Here is a 23,058-nt window from a genome sequence, read left to right on the forward strand (position 1 = left end):
AGCGTTCGACAGTCCGCCCGGGCGGTTCCGGACACGCCGTAGACTGGTGGATCGGCCGGTCCCCTGGCCCCCTGGCCCTCCACTCACGGGAAGTCGCAACGTGTCGCTCACGATCGGAATCGTCGGTCTGCCGAATGTCGGCAAGTCGACCCTGTTCAACGCCCTGACCAAGAACGACGTGCTGGCGGCCAACTACCCGTTCGCCACGATCGAGCCCAACGTCGGTGTCGTCGGCGTGCCCGACCCCCGTCTGACGAAACTGGCGGAGATCTTCTCCTCGCAGCGGGTCCTTCCGGCCACCGTCGACTTCGTCGACATCGCCGGCATCGTCCGCGGCGCATCCGAGGGCGAGGGCCTGGGCAACAAGTTCCTCGCGAACATCCGCGAGTCGGACGCGATCTGCCAGGTCATCCGGGCCTTCAAGGACGAGAACGTCGTGCACGTGGACGGCAAGGTCTCGCCGAAGGACGACATCGAGACGATCAACACCGAGCTGATCCTCGCGGACCTGCAGACCATCGAGAAGGTCCTGCCGCGCCTCCAGAAGGAGTCGCGCATCAAGAAGGACATCGCGCCGAAGGTCAAGGCCGTAGAGGAGGCCAAGGAGATCCTGGAGAAGGGCGACACGCTGTTCTCCGCGGGCATCGTCCAGGGCTCCGGCAACGAGGAACTCCTGCACGACCTGCACCTGCTCACCACCAAGCCGTTCCTCTACGTCTTCAACGTCGACGAGGACGAGCTGACCGACGAGGACTTCAAGAACGAGCAGCGGGCCCTGGTCGCCCCGGCCGAGGCGATCTTCCTCAACGCCAAGCTGGAGGCGGACCTCGCCGAGCTCGACGAGGACGAGGCGCTGGAACTCCTCCAGTCCGTCGGCCAGGAGGAGCCGGGCCTGGCGACCCTGGCCCACGTCGGCTTCCGCACGCTGGGCCTCCAGACGTACCTGACCGCCGGCCCCAAGGAATCCCGCGCCTGGACGATCAAGAAGGGCGCGACGGCCCCCGAGGCGGCAGGCGTCATCCACACCGACTTCCAGAAGGGCTTCATCAAGGCGGAGGTCATCTCCTTCGACGACCTGGTGGAGACGGGCTCGGTGGCGGAGGCCCGCGCGAAGGGGAAGGCGCGGATGGAGGGCAAGGAGTACGTCATGCAGGACGGGGATGTGGTGGAGTTCCGCTTCAACGTCTAGCCGGTGACGTAACGCCACTTCGCTGATCTGGCAAACATGCAGGTCGAATGGTCACCGTCCGGCCCTGACGGACAACCCCGTGCGGCGCGAGCTCCGCGCGATCGCGCAGCAACCGGTGGGCGACGGCGATGCCGGCGGCGGCAGCGATAGCCAGCAGGGCGAGGAGTAGTCGCCTTCGGGGGGCCGGGGCGGGTGGGGGCGGCCGGGGGGTGTCCGGGGTGGCGGAGACATCCCGGCTGATCCGCTGCCAGACGCGATCGGGGGGTGCCGTCGGCAGGTCCACGAGCTGCGCGGTGCGGGCCGCCGCGACCACGCGGGTCAGCATGCGGAGTTCGTCGCGGCAGCGGTCGCACTGCTCGACGTGCCGCAGGGCCTCGGCGTCGGCGTCGGTCGGGGTGGCGTTGCGCAGCGCCAGTTCCACCAGGTGCGCGGACTCTACGTGGGTCACTTCGCCCTCCCGTTCCCCGCTGGTCGGGACTCGACGGGCTCCGCCGTGACGACGAGGTTGGACACGTAGCCGCCTCGCTCGGGGTCGTACGGAGGTGCGCAGGTGATGAGGGTGAGGACGGGGGCGCCGCTCCGGCGGAACGCCGAGGGCGGCAGGTCGTCCTTGGGCACGGTGACCCGCGAGACGACCCGGTAGTGCACCGGCTCGCCCCCCGCCCGGCGCACCTCGACGCGGTCTCCGCGCCGCACGTCGTACAGCGCCAGGAACTCACCGAGGTCACCGGACTCGGAGTCGACGTGCCCGACGAGCACGGCCGAGCCCCGGGCACTGCCCGGCGCGGGGCCGTAGCGGTACCAGCCGGCCATGGACGGGTCGTCGGGGACGGCCATGTCCCCCCGATCCGTCACGCCCACCGGACCGACCTCGGCGTCGAGGCCGGCGCGGGGGACGAGCACCCGCCGGGGCGGCGGGTCCTGCGCCGTGCCGGGCGCCGCCTTTGGGGCCGCCGCGCTCCCGCGTTCCGACGGCGCTGCCGCCGCGCTCCCGCGTTCCGACGGCGCTGCCGCCGCGCTCCCGCGTTCCGACGGCGCTGCCGCCGCGCTCCCGCGTTCCGACGGCGCTGCCGCCGCGTGGGGCGGGTACGCGGCCGGCTGCGACGGCGTGGCCGGAAGACCGAGGGCGGCTGCCAGCGCGGCAGCCGCCACCATCGGTCCCGTCAGCCGTCGCCTGCCGTCAGCCACGCCGGCGGGCGACCCGGCGGGTCACCAGCAGGCCCGCCACCGCGACCGCTCCGGCCCCGGCGACCCAGGCCGGCCCCAGGTCGGAGGAGTTCGGCGCGACGGCGGCACCGCTGCCGCCGGCGGGGACGCCTCGGGGCGAGGACGCCATGCCGCTGAACGTCTGGGTCGCCAGGGCCAGGTTCTTGTCCTCGGCACTGCCCCAGGCGTACACGACATTGCTGGTGCCTTCGCCGAGCTTCAGGTCGGCCGGGCCTATGGCCACGGTGCCCGTGCCGGCGAGCACCACATCCGCGTTGATCGTGCCCGCGTCGACCTCGGCGGTGTCCTCCTTCGGGTTGGTCAGGTTGCTGAACACCGGCTGTCCGCCGGCCCGGACGTCGACGGCCGGTGCGGCCGCGACATGGCGGACCGTCAGGCGGGACTTGCCGGCGTCGACCTGGGAGACGTCGTTGGTGAAGGCCGTCAACCGGGGATCGCCGTCGGCGGAGAGGTGGGCGGCGACCGTGGCGTTCGCGCCCTCCGGCACCTCGATCTTCTTCTCCAGGGCCGGAGTTCCGCCCGGTTCCTTGCCTGCTTCGAAGATCTGGATGTCGTAACTCCCGGCGTCGAGGGACAGCGGGTCCGTCACGGTGCCGGGCTTGAAGTCGCCGATCAGTTCATCGCCGTTGGCGTACACGTCCACGGTCATGCCGGGGATGCCGTGGAAGACGGACACCATGGCCTTGTCCTGCTGCTGGGCGGCCAGGGCCGGCGCGGAGACGCCGAGGGCCAGGGCGCAGGCGCCGGTCGAGGCGGCGATGGCGATGCGGGTGCGTGAAATCATGGGAATCATCCCTTCGAACGGAGTCTCCGTACGGTGCGGAGTCTCGGTCCTGTTTCGGGCGCGAGGGCCGCCGCGGATGCGCGTACGGCGGCACCGCTAGGCCGTGTCGTGGGCCGGGGGCTGCTCTATCGCCTGGCGGAGCCGGTGCAGGCCGCGGCGGGCGTGGCTCTTGACGGTCCCCAGGGGCATGCCGGTCCGCTCCGCGATCTGCGCCTGGGTCAGGTCCTCGTAGAAGGCCATGCACAGCACCTGCCGTTGCCGGCACGGCAGCTGTGCCAGGGCGTCGATGAGGAGCACCCGGTCCAGGATGCGGTCCGGTGCCGCCTCGTCGGATCCGGTGGCGTCCGCGTCGCGGCCGGCCGAGTCGATGAGCGTCAGGCGCCTCGTCCGGGCCGCCAGCGCGTCGACGATCTTGCGGCGGGTGATGCCGACCAGCCAGGCCCCGAGCGGACCCCGTTCGGGGCGGAATCCGGCCCGGCCGTTCCAGGCGCCGAGAAAGACCTGCTGGGTCACGTCCTCCGCCTCGTAGGTGTCGCCGAGCAGTCGGGTGGCCATGGTGTGGACGAGCGAGCCCCATCGCCGGTAGATCGCGGCGAACGCCTCCTCGTCGGCCGCGACGAGGCCACGGGCCAGTTCCTCCTCGTACCGCGTTTCCTCCGCGGGTGCGGCGGGGGCGGTGATGCGCGTGTTGGTGATCATGGCCTGGTTCCTCCTGCAGTGCGTCGTGCGGGGACGGAAGGCCGTCTGCCGAACCGCACCGGTCGCGCTGTGCCGAGCCGCGACCATGCGCTCGAAGCCAGTGTTCGGCGCACAAACGACGCATCTCAACGTGCGTCGTTTGTGCGTCGTACAGTCGGAGGTATGGGTGTACACGAACGGGACAGCCGGGGCCGTCACGAACGGGACGGCCGGGGCCGCGGACCCGAGAGCGCGCCGGTCGGCGTCGGACTGACCACCGGGGAGGTGGCCAGGCGGCTGGGGGTCGCCCCCACCACGGTCCGCACCTGGGACCGGCGCTACGGTCTCGGACCCGCCGCCCACACGGGCGGCCGGCACCGGCGGTGGACCCCTGGGGACGTGGCCCGGCTGGAGCGGATGTGCGCCCTGACGGCGACCGGGATACCGCCCGCCGAGGCGGCCCGCACGGTGCTCGGCGAAGCGACGCAGGAGCAGGCCCCGGCCGCCCGGGCCGCCCCGGCACCCCCGGAGGCGGCCGGGGAGGCGGCGGGGGAGGAGACCCCGGCCCGGAGGGACGAGGGCGTGGCACCGCGACCGTCCCTCCGCGCCCGCAGCCGGGCGGGCAGCGGGCTGCGCCTCGGTGACGTGCGTCAGGAGTGCAAGGGCATCGCCCGTGCCGCGCTGCGCCTCGACGCCTCCGCACTCGACGAACTGCTGGAAACCGCTATCGCCGAGCACGGGCTGGTCGCCGCCTGGACCGAGGTGATCATGCCGACCCTCCAGGCCGTCGGCCGCAAGTGGGAGAGCTCCGGCGAGAAGTACGTCGAGGTCGAGCACTTCCTGTCCTGGCACGTCTCCGGCGCACTGCGGCGCGCCGCCCCGCCCACGGCCGCCGACCGCCCGGGCGCGACCGTCGTGCTCGCCTGCGTGCCGGGGGAGAACCACACGCTGCCGCTGGAGGTGCTGGCCGCGGCGCTCGCCGAACGCGGCCTGCCGGTGCGCATGTTCGGCGGCGCCCTGCCCGTGGAGTCCCTCGTCACGGCCGTCCGCAGAACCGGACCGGCCGCGGTGGCGCTGTGGGCGCAGTCCCGGACGACCGCCAGCCGCCCGCTGGCCCAGCACGTGGCCGCGATGGAGTGGGGCGTGCGCGGCGCCCGCCGCAAGCCGGTCGTCCTGACGATCGGGCCCGGCTGGAGCGGCCGGACCGTTCCCGGCCTGCCGCGCCCCACGGGGCTTGCCGAGGCCGTCGCGGTTCTGGAGACGGTCGTGCCCCGTTAGGGGGATGCCGCATCGCGCCCGGGGGGCTGCTGCATCCAGGCACGGGCACCCGCCGGAAGCGGTGGACGGGCAGAACACGACGGACAGAACACGACGGGCAGAACACGACGGACAGGGAACAGTCGACCGGGTGGCCGGGAGCGGAGTGCGGAGATGAGCGGCGCGTGGTGGGCCCGGTGAGCCGGGAACCTGACGGCACGTCGGACGTGGTGGTCGTCGGGGGCGGTGCCGCCGGGCTCAGCCTCGCGTACCGGCTGGTCGAGACCGGCGCCGCGACCGTGACCGTGGTCGAACCGCCGGACGGTCCCGCGCGTCCCGCGGAGCGGACCTGGTGCTACTGGGACCAGGACGACGACGACTTCGGCGAAGCGGTCACCGCCACCTGGCCCCTGCTGCGGGTGCACGGCCCCGACGGCGGCCCGCTCACCGTCGATCCGGCCCCCTCGCGCTACCGCATGGTGCGCTCCGCGGCCTTCGAACGACTCGTGCACGCCCGGCTGGCGCACGCGCCCGGCGGGCGGCTGCTGCGCGCCACGGCCGACACCGTGCGCGACGTACCCGGAGGCGCGGAGGTCCGCTGCACGGCACAGGACGGCCGGACACTGACGCTGCGCTCCCGCTACGTGTTCGACTCGCGGCCCCTGCGCGCCCTGCCACCGGCCCGGACGCAGCTGCTGCAGCACTTCCGCGGCTGGTTCGTGCGCACCCGCGGCGACCGCTTCGACCCGGCGGTCGCCGACCTCATGGACTTCCGCGTGCCCCAGCCCGGGCACGGGCTCGCCTTCGGCTACGTCCTGCCGCTGGCCCCGGACCGGGCGCTCGTCGAGTACACCGAGTTCTCCCGGACCCCGCTGACCACCGAGGCCTACGAGGCGGCGCTCGGGCACTACGCCCGAGAGGTGCTGCGCCTGGGCGAGTTCGGCGTGGAGAGGGCCGAGCAGGGCGTCATCCCCATGACCGACGCCCGCTTCCCCCGGCGGGCCGGGGCTGCCGTCTTCCGCATCGGGACGGCGGGCGGCGCGACCCGTCCCGCCACCGGCTACACCTTCGCGGCGGTGCAGCGCCACAGCCGGGCCATCGCCGCCGCCCTGCAGGGCGGCCGCGCCACCGTGCCCGCGCCGCACGGGAGGCGGGCGCTCGCCATGGACGCGGTGCTGCTGCGGGCCCTGGACACCGGGCGGATCGACGGTCCCGCGTTCTTCACCGGCCTGTTCTGCCGGACGCCGGCGCCGCGCCTGCTGCGCTTCCTCGACGGCGCCACCTCACTCCGGGAGGAGTGGGGCATCGGACTGCGCACCCCGGTGGGACCGATGCTCCGCACCGCGCTCGAAGTGCCCTTTCTCCCACGCCGCACCCACCCCGCCCCAGGAACCGGAGAGAGCCACCGATGACCCTGCTGCGCGACCACGACCTGGCACACGCCTTCGACCACGCGTCCCGCACCTACGACCGCCTCACCGGCCTCAACCCCGGCTACCGCGCCGACCTGCTGCGCTCGGCCCGCCGGCTGAAGCTCCCCGGGGACGGGGCCGGCCTGCACCTGCTCGATCTCGGCTGCGGCACCGGCGCCTCCACCCGGGCCCTGCTGCGGGCCGCGCCCCGGGCGCGGATCACCGCGGTGGACGCCTCCGCGGGCATGCTGCGCCGGGCGCTGGCCAAGCCGTGGCCCGACGGTGTGCGCTTCCTGCACCTGAGTGCCGAGGAACTCGACGCGGCCGGCGAAGGGCCCTTCGACGCGGTCTTCGCCGCCTACCTGTTCCGCAACGTCTCCGATCCGGACGGCGTCCTCGGCACGGTGCGCCGACTGCTGCGGCCGGGCGGGAGGCTCGCCGTCCACGAGTACAGCCTCACCGGCTCACCCGCGCACCGGGCGCTGTGGACGGCCGTGTGCCAGGGGGTGATCATCCCGGCGGGCACGCTCACCGGTGACCGGGCCCTGTACCGGCACCTGTGGCACAGCGTCCTCGACTTCGACACCGCCGCCGGCTTCACCGGACGGCTGACGCGTGCCGGATTCACGGGCGCCCGGGCCCTGCCCCTCGCCGGATGGCAGACCGGCATCACGCACACGTTCGTCGCCGCGGCGGGGCAGGCCAACCGATGAGCCGCCCGACGAGCACCCGTCCGGCCGCCCGCCGCGGCCGGGACCGCAAGGCCGAGGTCCTGATGCCCGTGCCCGGCCGGGACCGGTTCACGCGCGAGGACGCGCCGTCCGTCGCCGTGGTGGGCGGCGGGATCGCCGGTCTCGCCGCCGCCACCGGACTGGCCGAACGGGGCGCCCGCGTGACCCTCTACGAACGGGAGGACTCCCTGGGCGGCCGCCTCGCCGGCCGGCGCACCCGGCTGGCCGACGGCTCCGAGGTGACCATGAGCCGAGGCTTCCACGCCTTCTTCCGCCAGTACTACAACCTGCGCGGCCTGCTGCGGCGCACCGACCCCGCCCTGGCCCGCCTCACCCCGCTGCCCGACTACCCCCTGCGGCACAGCGGCGGACTGACCGACAGCTTCGCCCGCGTCCCGCGCACCCCGCCCCTCAGCGCGCTCGGCTTCGTCGCCCTCAGCCCCACCTTCGGCCTGCGCGACCTCGCCGCCCTGGACGCCCGGGCGGCACTGCCGCTGACGGACGTGCGCGTGCCCGACGTGTACGCCCGGTTCGACCAGGTCGGCGCGACCGCCTTCCTGGAACGCGTCCGCTTCCCCGAGGCCGCGCACCACCTCGCGTTCGAGGTGTTCTCCCGCAGCTTCTTCGCCGACCCGCGCGAACTCTCCGCCGCCGAGCTGATGCTGATGTTCCACATCTACTTCCTCGGCTCCTCGGAAGGGCTGCTCTTCGACGTGCCCGACGAGCCCTTCCCGCAGGCCCTGTGGGAGCCGCTCGCCGACTACCTCGGGGGCCTCGGCGCGACCGTCCGCACCGGCACCCCCGTCCTCGCCGTGGAGCCCGGCTCCGCAGGGGGAGCAGAGGTGCGCACCGGCACCGGCACCGGCCGGCACGACGCGGTGGTGCTCGCCCTCGACACCGCGGGACTGCGCCGGGTCGTCGCCGGCTCGCCCCGCCTCGGCACCGCCCCCTGGCGCGAGGACATCGCCGCCCTGCGCACCGTCCCGCCGTTCCTCGTCTCCCGGCTCTGGCTCGACCGGCCGGTCCGCGCCGACCGCCCCGGCTTCCTCGGCACCAGCGGCTACGACGGCCTCGACAACATCAGCGTCCTGGAACGCTACGAGGGCGAGGCCGCCCGCTGGGCCGAGAAGCACGGGGGTTCCGTGGTCGAACTGCACGCCTACGCCGTCGACCCCGGCGCGGACCGGGAGGCCGTGCAGGACGAGCTGCTCGGGCAGTTGCGGCGGGTGTACCCGGAGACGCGTCGGGCGCGCCTCGTCGACGCCCGGCACGAGTGGCGCTCGGACTGCCCGCTCTTCCCGGTCGGCACCCACCACCGGCGCCCCACCGTACGGACCCCGCACCCGTGGCTGACGCTGGCCGGCGACGGACTCCGCTGCGACCTGCCCGTGGCGCTGATGGAACGCGCCGCCACCACAGGCTTCCTGGCGTCCAACGCCCTGCTCGCCCGGTGGGGCGTCCGCGGCCAGGTGCTGTGGACCGTGCCACGGGCGGGCCGCTCCCCGGTGCTGCGGGCACTCGGCTCGCTCGCACGGCGTCCGGCGCGCCGGTGACGTCCGGCCGCCGGGCGGGCCCGGGACGACCCGCGCAGACCCGTCCGGCGGGGTCGCCTCAGCCGGGGAACCGCCCGGTGCTGCGCAACTCCCAGCGCCTCTCGGCGTAGGCGAGGTCGTCGCGCCACAGGCGCCCGGCCGTGCCCCGCATCAGGGGGCGCAGCACGGGGGCGGCGGCCCGGGCCAGGGCGAAGCCGCGCCGCTCCGAAGCGGCGACGACCGCCTCGATCACGGCCGTCCGCGGCCGGTCCGTGTCCGCTGCGGTCAGCGGCGTGGCATGGGTCTCCACCACGGACGGGGCGCCCTCGCCGTCGGTGATGCGCATGACGACGGTGCGCGGCTCCGGCGCGGTGAACTCGGCCCGTACGGGCACCACCAGACGGCCCGCCACCCGGAAGGACACGTCGACCACGAAGGCGTCGTCCTCGTCGGCCCCCTCGCCGCCCTGCGGTTCCCGCACGACCGTCAGATCGACGAAGGAGTACGGGTGGAACCACGACCCGTGCCACGGGTCGAGCCGGTTGGCCACCACATCCTGCGGCTCGCACCGCCCGGCCGCCGTGAACACCGCGTCCACCCCGGTGCCCGGAGCGGGACGGGCCGGAACCACGGGCCGCTCCGACGGCTCCTCACCCCCGACGGCGTCCAGCCGCACCCACACCAGCACGCCGTCGTCGTGGACCGGATAGGGCTGCCAGCCGGCGAACGCGCCGCCGTCCAGCGCCAGTCCGTGCCAGTGGCACACCAGCGTGCCGCACACCACCCGGCTCTTCCGCAGCGGAGCACCGAGGTGCGGGCAGGCACCTGGACCTGCCCGCAGGTCGCCCGACTCCGAGCGCCACAGCACCACCTCGACGCCGCCGACGGTCCTGCCGCAGGGGCGGCCGGGGCGCACGTCGCGGGAGGCACCGGCCACGAACCAGTTGCCGGAGGGCCGGGCGGAGGCCCGTTTCAGCGCGTCGGCGATCAGCGCCGGCCGCGCCGCGCGCCAGGTCGGCGTCTGCTCCGCCCAGGCCGGTCCACGACGGCGCCGCAGCGGTGACGTCCAGCGTGCCCTGTCCGCTCGCTCACCCACGACCCGGTCCCTTCCGTTCCAGTGCGGCCGGGGCCGCCGCGGGCGCCGCGCGCCATCGCGCGCCGGCCACCTTCAGGGCCCCCGCCGCGGCGGTGGCCGCCCGCCGGCGGCGCGGCACCACCGCGCGACGGTGCAGCACGGTGTAGTCGTGCCGCGCGATCGCGTCGAGGATGCCGCCGTACAGCGTGAACGCGGTGCGGATGCACGGGCGTACCCGCGGGTCGAGCATCGCGATGCCCGGTTCCGCCTCCCGGTACACGTCCCTGGTCAGGGCCTCGGCCGCGACGAGCGCCGCCCGGATGCGCGGGTCATGGCGTCCGGTGCGCCGGCTCCACTCCAGCAGCGGCCGGTCCACGCCGTGCGCGGCGAGCAGGTCGGCGGGCAGGTAGACGCGGCCGCGGTCCAGGTCCTCGCCCACGTCCCGCAGGAAGTTGGTGAGCTGGAACGCCACCCCCAGGGCCGCCGCGTGCACAGCGGCCTCCTCGCGCGGGACGACCGTGCCGAGCACGGGCAGCAACTGCAGTCCGATCACCGCCGCCGATCCGTGCATGTAGGCCCGCAGGTCGGCGTACGTCGGGTAGTCGGTGACGGTCAGGTCGGCGCGCATCGAGACGAGGAAGTCGGCGAACAGCGTCACGTCGATGCCGTACCGGTCGGCGGTGTCGGCCACGGCCCGGACCACCGGTTCGGACCCGCTGCCGGTGCGCAGCGCGTGGGCGAGCTCGCCCTCCAGCCGCGTCAGCATCAGGCCGGGCTCGTCGGGGGTCCGGTGCCGGTCCAGGTCGTCGACGATGTCGTCGGCCCAGCGGGCGAAGCCGTACAGTGCGTGCACCGCCGAGCGGCGTTCCAGTGGCAGCAGGCGGGTGGCGAGGAAGTAGGTCCGGCCTTGGCGCGCGTTGAGCTGCCGGCATCGGGTGTATGCGGCACGCAGGCCGGGGTCGGTGATCCCCGCTGCGTCCAGTTCACGTCGGGTCATGGGCACCTGCTCCGGTCGGGGTGGACGGGACCTCCCGTACGGCCGGGCGCGGGCGGGAGGCCGGAGAGCGGCGTCCCGGGCCGCCCGTGACCCGGGCGGCGGCGAGTTTGCCGCTGATCAGCACGGTCGGTACGCCGACCCCGGGTGTCGTCCCGCAGCCGGCGAGCACCACGTTGTCCAGTCCGCGCACGAGGTTGCGGGGCCGGAAGGGCCCGGTCTGGGCGAAGGTATGGGACACGGAGAAGGGACTGCCGGCCGCGTGACCCCGGGCCGTCCAGTCGAGCGGGGTCACCAGCAGTTCCTCCTGGACGCTGTCCGCGAACCCGTCGAGGCCGCGGCGTTCCAGCTCGGCGACCAGGCTGTCGCGGTAACGCGGGCCCAGGTCCCGCCAGGCGGCGGCGGACGGGCCGACGGCCGTGTTGGGGCAGGGCGCCAGGACGTAGTGGAGGTGGCGGCCCGGCGGCGCCAGGGAGGCGTCGTGCGTGGTCGGCCGGGTGATCAGCAGCGACGGGTCGCTCATCAGCGCTCCCGAGCGGGTCAGTTCGTCGAAGGTGCGCTCCCACGCGGCGCCGAAGGACAGCGTGTGGTGGGCGAGGTGAGGCCAGGTGCGGTCGGTCCCCGCGTGCAGGACCACCGCGGACGGCGAGTGCCGCAGCGGCACCGGGCGCCGTGGGGTCCGGCCCAGCAGCCGGTGCGCGGCGGGCAGTTCGCAGGTCAGCACCACCGCGTCGCACGGGATGCGCTCGCCCGAGGCGAGCCGGACGGCCCGCACCCGGCCCGCCGGGCGTTCCAGCGCGCTCACCTCGGCCGACCACCGCAGTTCGGCACCGGCACCGGCCGCCACGTCCGCCATGGCCCGGGGCAGCGCGTGCATGCCGCCCTTGGGGAACCAGACACCGGCCACCGTGTCCATGTAGGCGATCACCGCGTAGGCCGCGAGCGCCCGGGCCGGGGCCACCCCGGCGTACAGGGCCTGGAAGGAGAAGACCCGGCGCAGCCGGGCGTCGGAGAGGAAGCGGCCGATCCGGCCGTCGAGCCGCCCGAAGCCGCCGAGCGCCGCCAGCCGGGCCAGATCCGGGTGCGCCAACTGGAACGGCGAGTCGAAGTTGGTGTCGATGAAACGACGCATCTGCGCCCGGTACAGCCGCTCCAGCCACTCCCGCAGCCTGCGGTACCCCGCCGCCTCCGCCGGTCCGGCGAAGCGCCGCACCTCCGCCTCCATGGCGTCGCCGTCGGTGTGCACGTCGAGCGAGGTCCCGTCCGCGAAACCGGCCCGGTAGGCGGGGTGCAGGGGCATCAGCTCGACGTGCCGGCCGAGGCTCTCGCCGACCGCCGCGAACGCCTCGTCGGCCAGATGCGGCATCGTCAGCACGGTGGGCCCGGTGTCCACCAGGTAGTCGCCGAGCCGTGCCCGCCCGGCCCTCCCGCCCGGGCCGGAGTCCCGTTCGACGAGCGTCACCCGGCGGCCGGCGCCCAGCAGATGCAGGGCGCACGCCAGCCCGGACAGGCCGGCGCCCACCACGACGACATGGTCCGTCGGTCCCGTCACCGTCCTCATACGAGCTCCTCCGCGTGGCGCGGGGCGAGGCCCGAGGCCCGCTCGACCAGGGCGGCGAACTCCCGCCGCACCGCCGTGGCGGCGCCGGTCGCCTCGAAATGCCGCAGCCCGGTGGCCGCCAGGTCCGCGATCCTCGCCTCCACCTCGGCCCGGGCGCCCGTCCGCTCCAGCGCCGCCCGCATCCGGTCGACGGTGTGCCCCGGCAGGGCCTCCGCGTCCGGGGCGAGCACGGCGGCGGCCTCCTGGTCGCCGGTGGCCTGCGCGAGCCGGACGGCGGCGGCGAGGAGGGGGGTGAGCTTGCGGGAGCGCAGATCCTCGTCGGCCGGTTTGCCGGTCAGCGCCGGGTCGCCGAAGGCCCCGAGGAGGTCGTCGCGCAGCTGGAAGGCCAGCCCCGCGCACCGGCCGGCGGCCCGCAACGCGCCCAGGGTGCGGGCGTCCGCGCCGGCCAGTGCCGCGCCCAGCGCCAGGGGCCGCGCGACCGTGTACCGGGCGCTCTTCAGGACGGCGATGGTCAGCGCCTCCTCGGTGCCGGACGAGCCGCTCGCCTGCGCGCGCAGGTCGCGGTACTGCCCGGCGACCATCTCGGTGCGCATGGCCCGCCACTCCTCGTGCAGCCGCGAGCCGTGCGGCGAGGCGAGCGCCGTCTCCGTCAGCAGGTCGTCCGCCCACGCCAGCGCCAGATCGCCCGCGAGCACGGCGGCCGACGTCCCGAACGACTCGGTGGCCTCGCCCGTCCGGCCGGCCGGGTGGTCCCGGGCGAAGTCCACGTGCAGGGCGGGGGCACCCCGGCGCAGGGGCGACCCGTCCATCACGTCGTCGTGGATGAGGGCGCAGGCCTGGAGCAGTTCGAGGGCCGCGCCCGTGCGCAGGAGGGCGCCCGGGTCGCCCGAGCCGCCCGCGGCCCGCCAGCCGCACCACACGAACGCCGTCCGCAGCCGCTTGCCGCCCCGCCGGACGAACGCGGCGACGCGCTCGGCCATCTCGCGGGCGAACACCGCGTCGGTGTCGCGGGCCTGCCGCAGCCGGTCCTCCAGCACCCGCTCCAGAACCGTCTCCATGGCGCGCGTGGCCCCCGGAGCGGTGAGCGGGGCGTGCTGCGTCTCCGCCGTTCCGGCCACCGTCGGCCGCGGTCCAAGCATGCCCAACCCCTTCTCGCTTCCGGTCCTTCGCACCTCAGTGCGTCGTGTGCGTCCTGTGCTTCCTGTGCTTCCTGTGCTTCCTGTGCTTCCTGTGCTTCCTGTGCTTCGGCCGGGAGTGGTGTTCCGGATGCGTCGGGTGTCCGGTTCTCAGCCGCGGCCACGGGCCTGCCGGAAACGGGCCAGGCCCTCGCCGAGATCGAGGAGCGGCGCCGGATAGCGGAGCCCGGCCCGCTCGCCCGCCGGCAGCCGCCAGGGCTCGTGCACCGCGGCGCCGCCGACCGCCGCCAGTTCGGGCACCCAACGCGTACGTACGTGCCGTCCGGGTCGTAGCGCTTGCCCTGGAGGACGGGGTTGAGGACGCGGTGGGGGCGGGTGTCGGTGCCGGTGCCGGCGACCCACTGCCAGTTCAGCTGGTTGTTGACGAGGTCGCCGTCCACCAGGTACCGCAGGAAGTGCCGGGCGCCGATCCGCCAGTCCACGTACAGCGTCTTGGTCAGGAAGCTCGCCACCAGCAGCCGGGCCCGGTTGTGCATCCAGCCCTCGTGGCGCAGCTGGCGCATGCCCGCGTCGACCACCGGGTAGCCGGTGCGGCCCTCCCGCCACGCGGCGATGTCCTCGGCGGCCTCCTCCTCGCCGCGCCACCGGTCGCCCCGGCTGCGGTAGTCCTGGACGGACGCCTCGGGCCGGGCCGCGAGGACCTGGTGGTGGAAGTCCCGCCAGCACAGCTGCCGGACGAACGCGTCCGCCCCGGCGCCGCCCTTCTCACGGGCTCGCCGGACGACGTCCACCGGCGAGAGCGCCCCGAAGTGGAGGTACGGCGACAGGCGTGAGGTCGCGTCACCGGCCAGGTCGTCGTGCCGTTCCTCGTACCGGGACAGACCGGTCTCCGCCCACCGGGCGAAACGGTCGCGCCCCGCGCTCTCCCCGCCGGCCGGGAGATCCGGCGACACGTCCGCCACCTTGGCGCGGGAGGGCGGCTCCTCGCCGCGCACCGCGTCGGGGACCCGCACCGCACGCGGCGCCGGCAGGAGGTCGCGCAGCGGCTCCTTGGACCAGCGGCGCAGGTACGGGGTGAACACGGCGAAGTGGTCCGAGCCGAGCGGTGTCACCTTCCCCGGTGGCACGGCGGTGACCACGCTGTCGTGCACCCGCAGCGCGACGCCGCCCGCGCCCAGTTCCGCGCGCAGCCGCTCCTCCCGGCGGTGGGCGTAACCGCTGACCCCCGCGGCCATGTGCACCTCCGTGGCGCCGCACTCGGCGGCGACCGCCCGGACCTCCCGGGCGACCGGCCCGGTGCGCACGACCAGCCGTCCGCCGCGCCGGCGCAGCGAGGAGTCGAGGTCGGCCAGGCAGTCGGCGAGGAACGCGACGCGGTTGGGCACGTCGAATCCGGCGGCGTGCACGGCGGGGTCGCGGACGAACAGGGGCACCACCTCGTCCGCCGAGTTCAGCGCGGCGCGCAGGGGCGGATGGTCGTGCAGACGCAGGTCCGAGGTGAACAGGACGACCGCGGCGGTCATGGCGTCACTCCTGGTGCGGTGGTGCGGATCGCGTTCGTTGCTCCCGGGCACTTCGCCGCTTGCGGGCCCGCCGGATGCGCGCGGCGCTCCGGCGTCCGCTCGTGCCCTCGGACGCGGCCCGCGCGATGTTGCGGGCCATGCCGCCGAACACGGCGGAGTGGAACGGGGCGACGCTCCACCAGTAGGCGTGGCCCAGCAGGCCCCGCGGATGGAACAGGGCCCGCTGCCGGTAGCGGGTGCGGCCCTTCTCGTCGGTCTCGGCGTACATCTCCAGCCAGGCGAGCCCGGGCAGCCGCATCTCGGCCCGCAGCCGCAGCAGATGTCCGGGTTCGATCTCCTCGACCCGCCAGAAGTCCAGCGAGTCGCCGACCCGAAGACGCTCGGTGTCACGCCGTCCCCGGCGCAGTCCGACCCCGCCCGCGAACCGGTCCAGCCGGCCCCGGACCGCCCAGGCCAGGGGGGAGGAGTACCAGCCGTTGTCGCCGCCGATGCCCTCGACCACCCTCCACAGCGCCTCCCGGGAGGCGTCGACCGGCCGCTGCCGGTGGTCCTGGTAGAGGCTGCCGCCCGCCCAGTCGGGGTCGGTGGGCAGCGGGTCGCTGGGCGCCCCGGGCACCGACGCCGAGGACCAGCGCGTGGCGACCTGCGCTTCCCGCACCCGGCGCAGTGCCAGGGCCAGCGCCTCGTCGAACGCCAGCGGCCGGCCCGGGGTGTCCGGCACGTAGCGGGCGATGTCGTGCTCGCGGCACACGACCTCGTGCCGCAGCGACTCGGTCAGCGGCCGGGCGAGGGAGGCGGGCACCGGGGTGACGAGGCCGACCCAGTGGCTGGACAGCCGTGGGGTGAGCACCGGGACCGGCACGATGAACCGCCGCCGCAGCCCGGCCACGGCGGCGTAGCGCAGCATCATGTCCCGGTAGGTGAGGACGTCCGGGCCGCCGATGTCGAAGGCCCGGTCGACGTCGTCCGGCATGGTCGCGGACCCGACGAGGTAGCGCAGCACGTCCCGTACCCCGATGGGCTGGGTGCGGGTGTGCACCCAGCTGGGGGTGACCATGACGGGCAGGCGTTCGGTGAGGTAGCGCAGCATCTCGAACGACGCCGAGCCGGAGCCGATGACGACGGCGGCCCGCAGCACCGTCGCGGGCACGGGCGAGTCGAGGAAGATCTGCCCCACCTCGGCCCGGGACCGCAGATGCGGGGAGAGCGACTCCTCGGGGACGCCGCGTGGCGTGAGACCGCCCAGGTAGACGATCCGCCGCACACCGGCGGCCCGGGCCTGCTCGGCGAAGGTCCTGGCGGCGGCGCGGTCGGTGTCCTCGAAACGGGAGCCGGAGCCGAGGGCGTGCACCAGGTAGTAGGCGACGTCGATGCCGCGCATCGCGGACGCCAGCGAATCCGGGTCGGTGACGTCCCCCCGGACGGTCTCGGCGTGCGCCGCCCAGGGGTGGTCGCGGAGCTTGGCCGGGGAGCGGGCGAGGCACCGGACGCGATGGCCTTCCTGCAGCAGCTCGGGCACCAGCCGCCCGCCGATGTAGCCGGACGCCCCGGTGACCAGGCAGTGCAGCCGCCGCCCGTCCGTCGTCATGGTCGTGTCTCCGTCCGCCGACGCCGTCGCCGTGCTGTCGGTTCACGGCGGCCCTGACGCGAACACTTCCCTCCCGGCGCCCGCGGCGGATGCACGACACGGGCGCCGGCGAGGGTTCAGCCGGAGGGCGTACCGCCGTCCGGCCCCCGCGGGGCCGTTCGGGCCAGGGCGCTCGGCCACCACGCCCGCGGCCCGATGTCGATCATCAGCGCCGGCACCAGCAGCGAGCGCACCACGAGGGTGTCGAGCAGCACCCCGAAGGCGACGATGAACGCGATCTGCACCAGGAACGCCAGGGGGATCACCATCAGCGCCGCGAACGTCGCGGCGAGCACCACACCCGCCGAGGTGATCACCCCGCCGGTGGTGGTCAGCCCGCGCAGCACCCCCTGCCGGTTGCCGTGCCCGAGCGCCTCCTCCCGGACGCGCGACATGAGGAAGATGTTGTAGTCGACCCCGAGCGCCACCAGGAACACGAAGCCGTACAGCGGCACCGACGCGTCCGTGCCGCTGAACCCGAGCAGGTGCTGGAAGACCAGCGCCGACACCCCGAGGGTCGCCAGGAAGTTGAGCCCCACGGTCGCCACCAGCAGCACCGGCACGAGCAGGGAACGCAGCAGCAGCATCAGGATCAGCAGGATGACGGCGAGCACGATCGGCACGATGACCGTCCGGTCCCGGGCGGCGGTCTGCTGGGTGTCGTACTGCTGGGCGGTGTACCCGCCGACCAGCGCGTCGGCCTCGGGGATCGCGTGCACCGCGGCGCGCAGCCGCGCGACGGTCTCCTTGGCCGCGTCGCTGTCCGCGCTCGCCGCCAGGGTGGCGTCGATGCGCACCCGCCCGTCGACGACGAGCGGTTCGCCCGCCCCGGGCCGTCCGGAGGCGCCGACGGCACCGGCGAAGGCCACGCCCTCGGTGCTCCGTGCGGCGGTCGTCACCTCGGCGGTCCGGTCCGCGTCGGCGATGATGACGGCGGGGTTGCCGGACCCGCCGGGAAAGTGCGCGCCGAGCGTCTCCTGCGCGGACACCGAGGGCGCGTCGTTCACGAAGATCTCGTCCAGCGGCACGCCCTTGGCGGACAGGGAGGGCGAGAAGGCCGCGAACACGGCCAGCACGAGCGCCGTCACCACCCAGGTCCGCCGCGGCCGGCCGTCGACCGCCCCGGCGACCCGCCGCCACACGCCGGTTCCCTCCCCGGGCTCCTCGGGGGGTTTGGGCCGGGACGGCCAGTAGGCGGTGCGGCCCAGCAGGGCCAGCGCGGCCGGCAGGAAGGTGAGCGTGGTGAGCACGGCGCAGCCGATGCCGATGGCGCCGACCGGCCCCAGGGCACGGTTGTTGGTGAGGTCACTGGCGAGCAGGGCCAGCAGCCCGAGCGCCACGGTGGCCGCGCTGGCGGTGATCGCCCCGAACGACCGGCGTACGGCGGCCGTCGCGGCCCCGAAACGGTCTCGGCGCAGGGCGAGTTCCTCGCGGAAGCGCGCGGCGAGCAGCAAGGCGTAGTCGGTGGCGGCGCCGATCACCAGGATCGACAGGATGCCCTGCACCTGCCCGTCGACCCGGACCACGTCCCGTTCCGCCAGCGCGTAGACCACGGCGCAGGCCAGGCCCAGGGCGAACACCGAGCCCAGGATGATCAGGAACGGCAGCAGGACACTGCGGTAGACCAGCAGCAGGATCAGCAGGACGGCGCCGAGGGCCACGCCCAGCAGCAGTCCGTCGATGCCCGCGAACGCGTCCGACAGATCCGCCTGACTGGCGGCCGGTCCGGCGATCTGCGCCGTGGTGCCCGGCACGGCCCGGGCGGCCTCGCGCACCGCGTCGAGGGTGGTGGGCAGTTCCTCGCCGAGGTCGGGTTCCAGCTGGACGACGGCCTGCATCGCCTGACGGTCGTCGGAGAGCAGGGCGGGCGAGGGGCGGCCGACGACGCCGGGCTTCCCGGCGAGCGCGCCGACGGCCCGGGTGGCCTCGGCCCGCCGGTCCTCGGTGAACCGTTCCCCGTCCGCCGTCCAGACCACGATGGCCGGCACGGTCTCGGACCGGTCGAACGCCTTCCGGGCGTCGAGGACGCGGGTGGACTCGGCGCTCCGCGGCAGGAAGGCGGCCTGGTCGTTGGTGGCCACCTCGCCGAGCTTGCCCGCGTAGGGACCGAGCGTTCCGCCCACCCCCAGCCAGATGAGCAGCAGAACGAGCGGTACGAGCCGCCGGGCCCAACGCTGTGCGGTACTCATGCGCATCCCAAGCCGTAGGAAGTGAGCCACGGAGGAAGTAACTCACTCATAAAGTATCTCAACCATTGAGAGATACTAGGCTGGGGGGATGAGCGGCTCCGGTGTACCCACGGCATCTCTTCCGGCGGACGACCCGATCGGGTTGCAGTCCTTCGCCGTCCTGCTGCGCCGGATGAACAGCGAGTTCAACCGCATCGCCCAGGAGTTCGCCCAGGCGCAGGGGCTGCACCTCACCGACATGCAGGCCCTGATCGCGATCCTCGACGCCGACTCCGACCCGGAGGCCGGGGGTGAGCCCATGACGCCGGGCCGGCTGCGGGGACAGCTCAATCTGACGTCCGGCGCGGTGACCGCGTGCCTCGACCGGCTGGAGCGGGCCGGGCACATCCACCGCGTCCGGGACGCCGGCGACCGCCGGGTGGTGCACCTGCACTACGCCGACGCGGCCAGGGGCCTGGCCCGGGACTACTTCCGCCCCCTGGCGCGGAGCACCGACGCGGCCCGGGGCCGTTTCGCCCCCGCGGAGCTGGAGGTGGTCGTCCGGTTCCTCGCCGAGATGAACGCGGAACTGGCCCTGCTGCGCCGGGACCCCGGCTGAGGGTTCGTCACGTACGGGTCGGGGCCGGACTCGTACGAGCCCGGCCCCTGCGCTCAGCTCACTCAGGGCACCTCGGCTCACTCAGGTCACTGAGGTCGCCGAGGTCAGAACTGGAGCGCCCAGGCGTCGATCCGCCCGGTGTCGTAACGGGCGTTGTCGCTCACGCGCAGCTTCCACGTGCCGTTCGCGGCCTCCGAGGAGGCGTTCACGGTGTACGTGGTGTCGATGTTGTCCGCACTGCCGCCGGTGCCGTACGACTTCAGCGTGTACGCCGTGCCGTCGGGGGCGATCAGCTGGACCTGGAGATCACCGATGTAGGTGTGGACGATGTGCACCTCGACGGCCAGGGCCGAGGGGGCGTTGCCGGAGACGCCGGAGACCGTCACCGGGGACTCGGCGGTGGCGTTGTCGGCGATGGCCTGGTCGGCGGTGTTCTCGAAGCGCGGGCCGGGCGGGGTGGTCGTACCGCCGCCGACGTACAGGAGCCGGTTGGGTGAACCGGTGCCGGGGCTGGTGACGACGCCGGTGGTGGCGGCGGACGTCAGCGCGGCGGAGACCTGCGCGGGTGTGGCCGTGGGGTTGGCGGCCAGGTGCAGGGCGGCGGCGCCGGCGACGTGCGGGCTGGCCATCGACGTGCCGGAGATGGTGTTGGTCGCCGAGTCGCTCGTGCTCCAGGCCGAGGTGATGGACGAGCCGGGCGCGAAGAGGTCCAGGACGGTGCCGTAGTTGGAGTAGCTCGCCTTGGCGTCGCTCGACGTCGTGGCACCGACCGTGACGGCCTCGGTGACCCGTGCGGGGGACCGGGTGGAGGCGTTGGTGGACTCGTTGCCGGCCGCGACGACGAAGGTGACGCCGGAGGTGACGGCGTTGCGGACGGCCGTGTCGATGGCCGTGTCGCCGGGGCCGCCGAGGGACATGTTGGCGACGGCGGGCTTGACCGCGTTCCGGGCGACCCAGTCGATGCCGGCGACGACCTGGGCGGTGGTGCCCTGGCCGGAGTTGTTCAGCACCCGGACGCCGACGACCTTGGCCTTCTTGGCGACGCCGTAGGCGCTTCCGGCGACCGTGCCGGCGACGTGCGTGCCGTGGCCGTGGCCGTCCTGGGCGGTGTTGTCGTTGTCGACGGCGTCGTAGCCGTAGGAGGCGCGGCCGCCGAAGTCGCCGTGGGTGATGCGGACGCCGGTGTCGATGACGTACGCGGTGACGCCCTCGCCGGCGGAGTCCGGGTAGGTGTACGAGCTGTTCAGCGGCAGGCTCTTCTGGTCGATGCGGTCCAGGCCCCAGGACGGCGGGCTGGGCTGCGTCCCGGTGATGGAGAACGTCCGGTTCTGCACGACCGAGGCGACGGCCGGGTCGGCGGCGAGACGTTTCGCCTCGGACTTGGACGCCTCGACCTCGTAGCCGTTCAGGGCCTTGGTGTACGTCCGCTCGATGTCGGCGCCGTACTTGTGGGCGAGGGCGCGGCCCTCGGCGGAAGCGGCCTTCCCCGACTTCAGGGTGACGACGTAGCTTCCGGCGACGGCGTTCGCGGCGCCCTCGTACTGGATGCGCCCTTCGGCGGCGGCCGGGGCGGCCCCGGCGGGGAGGGCGGAGACGAGGCTCGCGACGAGCGCCGCGGTGGCCGTCGCGCCGAGCGCGGCCAGTCTTCGCCGGGAGGATCTGTGGGGAGTACGCATCACTGCCATCTGAGGGGTCCTCCTCAATCGGTGGTGCGCTGTGGGGTGTGGTGCACGCCCGTCGGTCGCCGCCGATGAGGCCAATGGGTCATGACCATGTCAAGCCAGCGGCTACTCCTGTGCGTCAGCGAAAGATTGAGGCCTCCACAGGAATTGCACAAGGGTCCCTGCACGGACCGGCAGGACCTTTGTGACGACCCGTCAGTCGCCGAGGCCGCTCCGCCCCCTGCTTCGCCGGCCGATCGGACGGCCGATCGGCGGAGGCGGAGTCTCGTCTCGCTGCCGCCCCTGCGGCACCTCTGACGGTCGGTCGGGTGGTCGCGAAGCGGGCGTTGCGCCTCACCGGTCCGCCAAAGGCAGCCGGCCCCGGTCGGCCGGTCGGCCGACCGGGGCCGGCGGAGCGGGCCGGGGTACCGGCCTGGCGCCCCCGCGCCCCCTCAGCCCTTGGAGGCCCGCTCCAGTACCTCCACCGGCAGAGCCCCACCCGCACCGATCACCTCGATGCCGAGCAGCCGCCCCGACGCGTCCACGTCGAGGAACACCTCGGCGTCCGCCCCGACCCCGTCGACGGGGATCTGCCGGACGGCGGCGCCGTCCGCGATGTGTGCGACGAGACAGACATACGCGGTGTCGTTCTCGCGGTCGTACTCGATGTGCATGCTTCGCCTCTCGGGAACGGGCTCAGTTGCGGCCGACGGACACGACGTTGCCGGCCTTGTTGATCACGACCCAGATCTTGCCGGTGGTGTACTTCCACGTGCCCGGCGACTTGCCCTTGGTCTTCTTGCCGGTCTTCACCGTACGCGCGACCATCTCCTGGCTGATGCCGCGCTGCGCCATGCGCTGGGCCGCGTGCTTGGAGATGCTCTTGACGCCCTGGGAGAGCAGCAGCCGCCCGGCGACGATCGCGATCGGGATGAACCACGCCGGGTCCGCCACCACCGGGAAGGCCGTGCCCGGCCCCGGCCGCACGGTCTGCACGAGGGCGCCGCCCTCGACGCGGTACTCGGTGGGCACGGCCTCGCCGCGCGCGTCCTTCGCCCAGGGCGCGTCGAACGTGCCGAGGTACTCCTCACCGCGGGTGACCAGGACGGAACCGTCCTCAAGGGTCTCGGTGGCCGCGTCCGCCGGCAGGCCGAGCGGGAACCGGAACTCGGTCGCGGCATCCGCGTCCTTGAGCGTGATCAGGGCGCGCACCCCGTCCCGGTTGGGCTGCACGGCCAGGTCGACGTCCTCGCCCGCGCCCGGGTAGACGACCGTGCCGTTGGCGCTGGTCGTGGCCTGCGCGTCGGCGCTGCCGGGCAGGGTCAGGCGCAGCACGTCGGAGCCGAAGGCGAGCTCCACGGCGCCGTCGGCGGTGGCCGGCGCCGTGATGCGGGCGGCGGACGTCTCGTCGCCCACCTCCGCGCGGGTGGCTCCGCCGGCGACGGGCGTGCCGGGAACGAGGTCGGACGTCCCGGTGACGCGCTCGACCGTCTCGGCCGCCTGGACGGCCAGGGACGCGCGGGAGCCGGCGTCGCCGGTCCCGGCATGCGCGCCCGCGGCGGTCAGCAGCACCGCTCCGGCGGTGCAGCACGCCACCAGGATGCGGGCGTGCGTGCGTCGGCGCCGGGCGGAGCGGTCCTGGGTGTGGTGCATGTGCGTCCTCGCGTTGTGCTGACGGCCCGTTCGACGGGCCTGTGGTGATCGTCGTCCCGATGGATCGTGGCAGCGCGGCCCCGGCCGGCGGCATCCGTCCGAGGGCGGGAACCGACCCCGCCGACCGGCGGGGTCCGGGCCGCCGTGTGGCAGGTGGCACACGGCGCCGGTGCAACGCCGCGAGGGGGAGGGACGTCGTAACGAACGGTGATCGCGCTGGGCGGGGGGCGG

The 23,058-nt window shown here is 74.4% G+C and carries 19 protein-coding genes and 1 pseudogene; 6 read left to right on the forward strand and 14 right to left on the reverse strand.

What is annotated here, in order from left to right:
- Positions 1 to 100: 100 nt before the first annotated feature.
- Positions 101 to 1,189 carry a redox-regulated ATPase YchF gene (gene ychF, locus A4E84_RS26060; RefSeq protein ID WP_030842729.1) on the forward strand — a complete coding sequence of 363 codons (1,089 nt, stop codon included), beginning with the start codon at positions 101 to 103 and terminating at the stop codon, positions 1,187 to 1,189.
- Here the strand turns inward: ychF and A4E84_RS26065 are convergent.
- The 4 genes from A4E84_RS26065 to A4E84_RS26080 all read right to left on the reverse strand — a co-directional run bounded on the left by A4E84_RS26065 (position 1,179) and on the right by A4E84_RS26080 (position 3,899).
- Positions 1,179 to 1,637: a hypothetical protein gene (locus A4E84_RS26065; RefSeq protein WP_062928868.1), complete on the reverse strand. Its 459-nt coding sequence runs from the start codon at positions 1,635 to 1,637 to the stop codon at positions 1,179 to 1,181. The two genes, ychF and A4E84_RS26065, sit on opposite strands and share 11 nt — an antisense overlap.
- The gene (locus A4E84_RS41220; protein WP_237305005.1) at positions 1,634 to 2,377 is read right to left on the reverse strand and encodes a class F sortase; all 744 of its coding nucleotides are present in this window, start codon (positions 2,375 to 2,377) and stop codon (positions 1,634 to 1,636) included. Before A4E84_RS41220 ends, A4E84_RS26065 begins: the two co-directional genes overlap by 4 nt.
- The gene (locus A4E84_RS26075; protein WP_062928869.1) at positions 2,370 to 3,200 is read right to left on the reverse strand and encodes a DUF4397 domain-containing protein; all 831 of its coding nucleotides are present in this window, start codon (positions 3,198 to 3,200) and stop codon (positions 2,370 to 2,372) included. The genes A4E84_RS41220 and A4E84_RS26075 overlap by 8 nt, the downstream gene beginning before the upstream one ends.
- A gap of 96 nt (positions 3,201 to 3,296) precedes the next feature.
- A complete protein-coding gene (locus tag A4E84_RS26080; RefSeq protein ID WP_062928870.1) occupies positions 3,297 to 3,899 on the reverse strand; it encodes a sigma-70 family RNA polymerase sigma factor in 603 nt (200 codons plus the stop codon).
- 162 nt (positions 3,900 to 4,061) lie between these two features.
- Here A4E84_RS26080 and A4E84_RS26085 point away from each other — a divergent pair, with 162 nt between their 5' ends.
- From A4E84_RS26085 to A4E84_RS26100, 4 genes are all read left to right on the forward strand, one after another.
- Positions 4,062 to 5,156: a MerR family transcriptional regulator gene (locus tag A4E84_RS26085; protein WP_079129123.1), complete on the forward strand. Its 1,095-nt coding sequence runs from the start codon at positions 4,062 to 4,064 to the stop codon at positions 5,154 to 5,156.
- Positions 5,157 to 5,332: 176 nt separating this feature from the next.
- Entirely contained in the window at positions 5,333 to 6,547 is a 1,215-nt protein-coding gene (locus A4E84_RS26090; RefSeq protein ID WP_062931624.1) for an FAD-dependent oxidoreductase, read from the forward strand.
- Positions 6,544 to 7,260 carry a class I SAM-dependent methyltransferase gene (locus A4E84_RS26095; RefSeq protein WP_062928871.1) on the forward strand — a complete coding sequence of 239 codons (717 nt, stop codon included), beginning with the start codon at positions 6,544 to 6,546 and terminating at the stop codon, positions 7,258 to 7,260. Before A4E84_RS26090 ends, A4E84_RS26095 begins: the two co-directional genes overlap by 4 nt.
- Positions 7,257 to 8,831 carry an FAD-dependent oxidoreductase gene (locus A4E84_RS26100; RefSeq protein ID WP_062928872.1) on the forward strand — a complete coding sequence of 525 codons (1,575 nt, stop codon included), beginning with the start codon at positions 7,257 to 7,259 and terminating at the stop codon, positions 8,829 to 8,831. Before A4E84_RS26095 ends, A4E84_RS26100 begins: the two co-directional genes overlap by 4 nt.
- A 58-nt stretch (positions 8,832 to 8,889) precedes the next feature.
- On the opposite strand, the gene A4E84_RS26105 is transcribed toward A4E84_RS26100, so the two are convergent.
- The 7 genes and pseudogenes from A4E84_RS26105 to A4E84_RS26135 form a co-directional block, all read right to left on the reverse strand.
- Positions 8,890 to 9,906, reverse strand: coding sequence for a DUF5914 domain-containing protein (locus tag A4E84_RS26105; protein WP_237305006.1), 1,017 nt, complete (start codon positions 9,904 to 9,906; stop codon positions 8,890 to 8,892).
- Positions 9,899 to 10,882: a phytoene/squalene synthase family protein gene (locus A4E84_RS26110; protein ID WP_062928873.1), complete on the reverse strand. Its 984-nt coding sequence runs from the start codon at positions 10,880 to 10,882 to the stop codon at positions 9,899 to 9,901. Before A4E84_RS26110 ends, A4E84_RS26105 begins: the two co-directional genes overlap by 8 nt.
- The gene (locus A4E84_RS26115) at positions 10,869 to 12,440 is read right to left on the reverse strand and encodes a phytoene desaturase (protein ID WP_062928874.1); all 1,572 of its coding nucleotides are present in this window, start codon (positions 12,438 to 12,440) and stop codon (positions 10,869 to 10,871) included. The genes A4E84_RS26110 and A4E84_RS26115 overlap by 14 nt, the downstream gene beginning before the upstream one ends.
- Entirely contained in the window at positions 12,437 to 13,579 is a 1,143-nt protein-coding gene (locus tag A4E84_RS26120; protein ID WP_062928875.1) for a polyprenyl synthetase family protein, read from the reverse strand. Before A4E84_RS26120 ends, A4E84_RS26115 begins: the two co-directional genes overlap by 4 nt.
- 147 nt (positions 13,580 to 13,726) lie before the next feature.
- Positions 13,727 to 15,099: pseudogene (locus A4E84_RS43265) on the reverse strand (cryptochrome/photolyase family protein).
- Positions 15,100 to 15,103: 4 nt separating this feature from the next.
- Positions 15,104 to 16,687 carry an SDR family oxidoreductase gene (locus A4E84_RS26130; RefSeq protein ID WP_062928876.1) on the reverse strand — a complete coding sequence of 528 codons (1,584 nt, stop codon included), beginning with the start codon at positions 16,685 to 16,687 and terminating at the stop codon, positions 15,104 to 15,106.
- A gap of 116 nt (positions 16,688 to 16,803) precedes the next feature.
- Positions 16,804 to 18,915 carry an MMPL family transporter gene (locus A4E84_RS26135; protein ID WP_062928877.1) on the reverse strand — a complete coding sequence of 704 codons (2,112 nt, stop codon included), beginning with the start codon at positions 18,913 to 18,915 and terminating at the stop codon, positions 16,804 to 16,806.
- An 88-nt stretch (positions 18,916 to 19,003) separates the two neighbouring features.
- Between A4E84_RS26135 and A4E84_RS26140 the strand changes: the two genes are divergently transcribed.
- Complete coding sequence (locus tag A4E84_RS26140; RefSeq protein ID WP_062928878.1) at positions 19,004 to 19,513, forward strand: MarR family winged helix-turn-helix transcriptional regulator; 510 nt, start codon at positions 19,004 to 19,006, stop codon at positions 19,511 to 19,513.
- Between the two features lie 104 nt (positions 19,514 to 19,617).
- On the opposite strand, the gene A4E84_RS26145 is transcribed toward A4E84_RS26140, so the two are convergent.
- The 3 genes from A4E84_RS26145 to A4E84_RS26155 form a co-directional block, all read right to left on the reverse strand.
- The gene (locus A4E84_RS26145) at positions 19,618 to 21,198 is read right to left on the reverse strand and encodes a S8 family peptidase (RefSeq protein ID WP_062928879.1); all 1,581 of its coding nucleotides are present in this window, start codon (positions 21,196 to 21,198) and stop codon (positions 19,618 to 19,620) included.
- A 428-nt stretch (positions 21,199 to 21,626) separates the two neighbouring features.
- Positions 21,627 to 21,848, reverse strand: coding sequence for a DUF2283 domain-containing protein (locus tag A4E84_RS26150; RefSeq protein WP_062928880.1), 222 nt, complete (start codon positions 21,846 to 21,848; stop codon positions 21,627 to 21,629).
- A 22-nt stretch (positions 21,849 to 21,870) separates the two neighbouring features.
- Positions 21,871 to 22,827 carry a DUF4258 domain-containing protein gene (locus A4E84_RS26155; RefSeq protein WP_062928881.1) on the reverse strand — a complete coding sequence of 319 codons (957 nt, stop codon included), beginning with the start codon at positions 22,825 to 22,827 and terminating at the stop codon, positions 21,871 to 21,873.
- Between the last annotated feature and the right edge of the window lie 231 nt (positions 22,828 to 23,058).

Source organism: Streptomyces qaidamensis (genome assembly GCF_001611795.1).
GTDB lineage: Bacteria > Actinomycetota > Actinomycetes > Streptomycetales > Streptomycetaceae > Streptomyces > Streptomyces qaidamensis.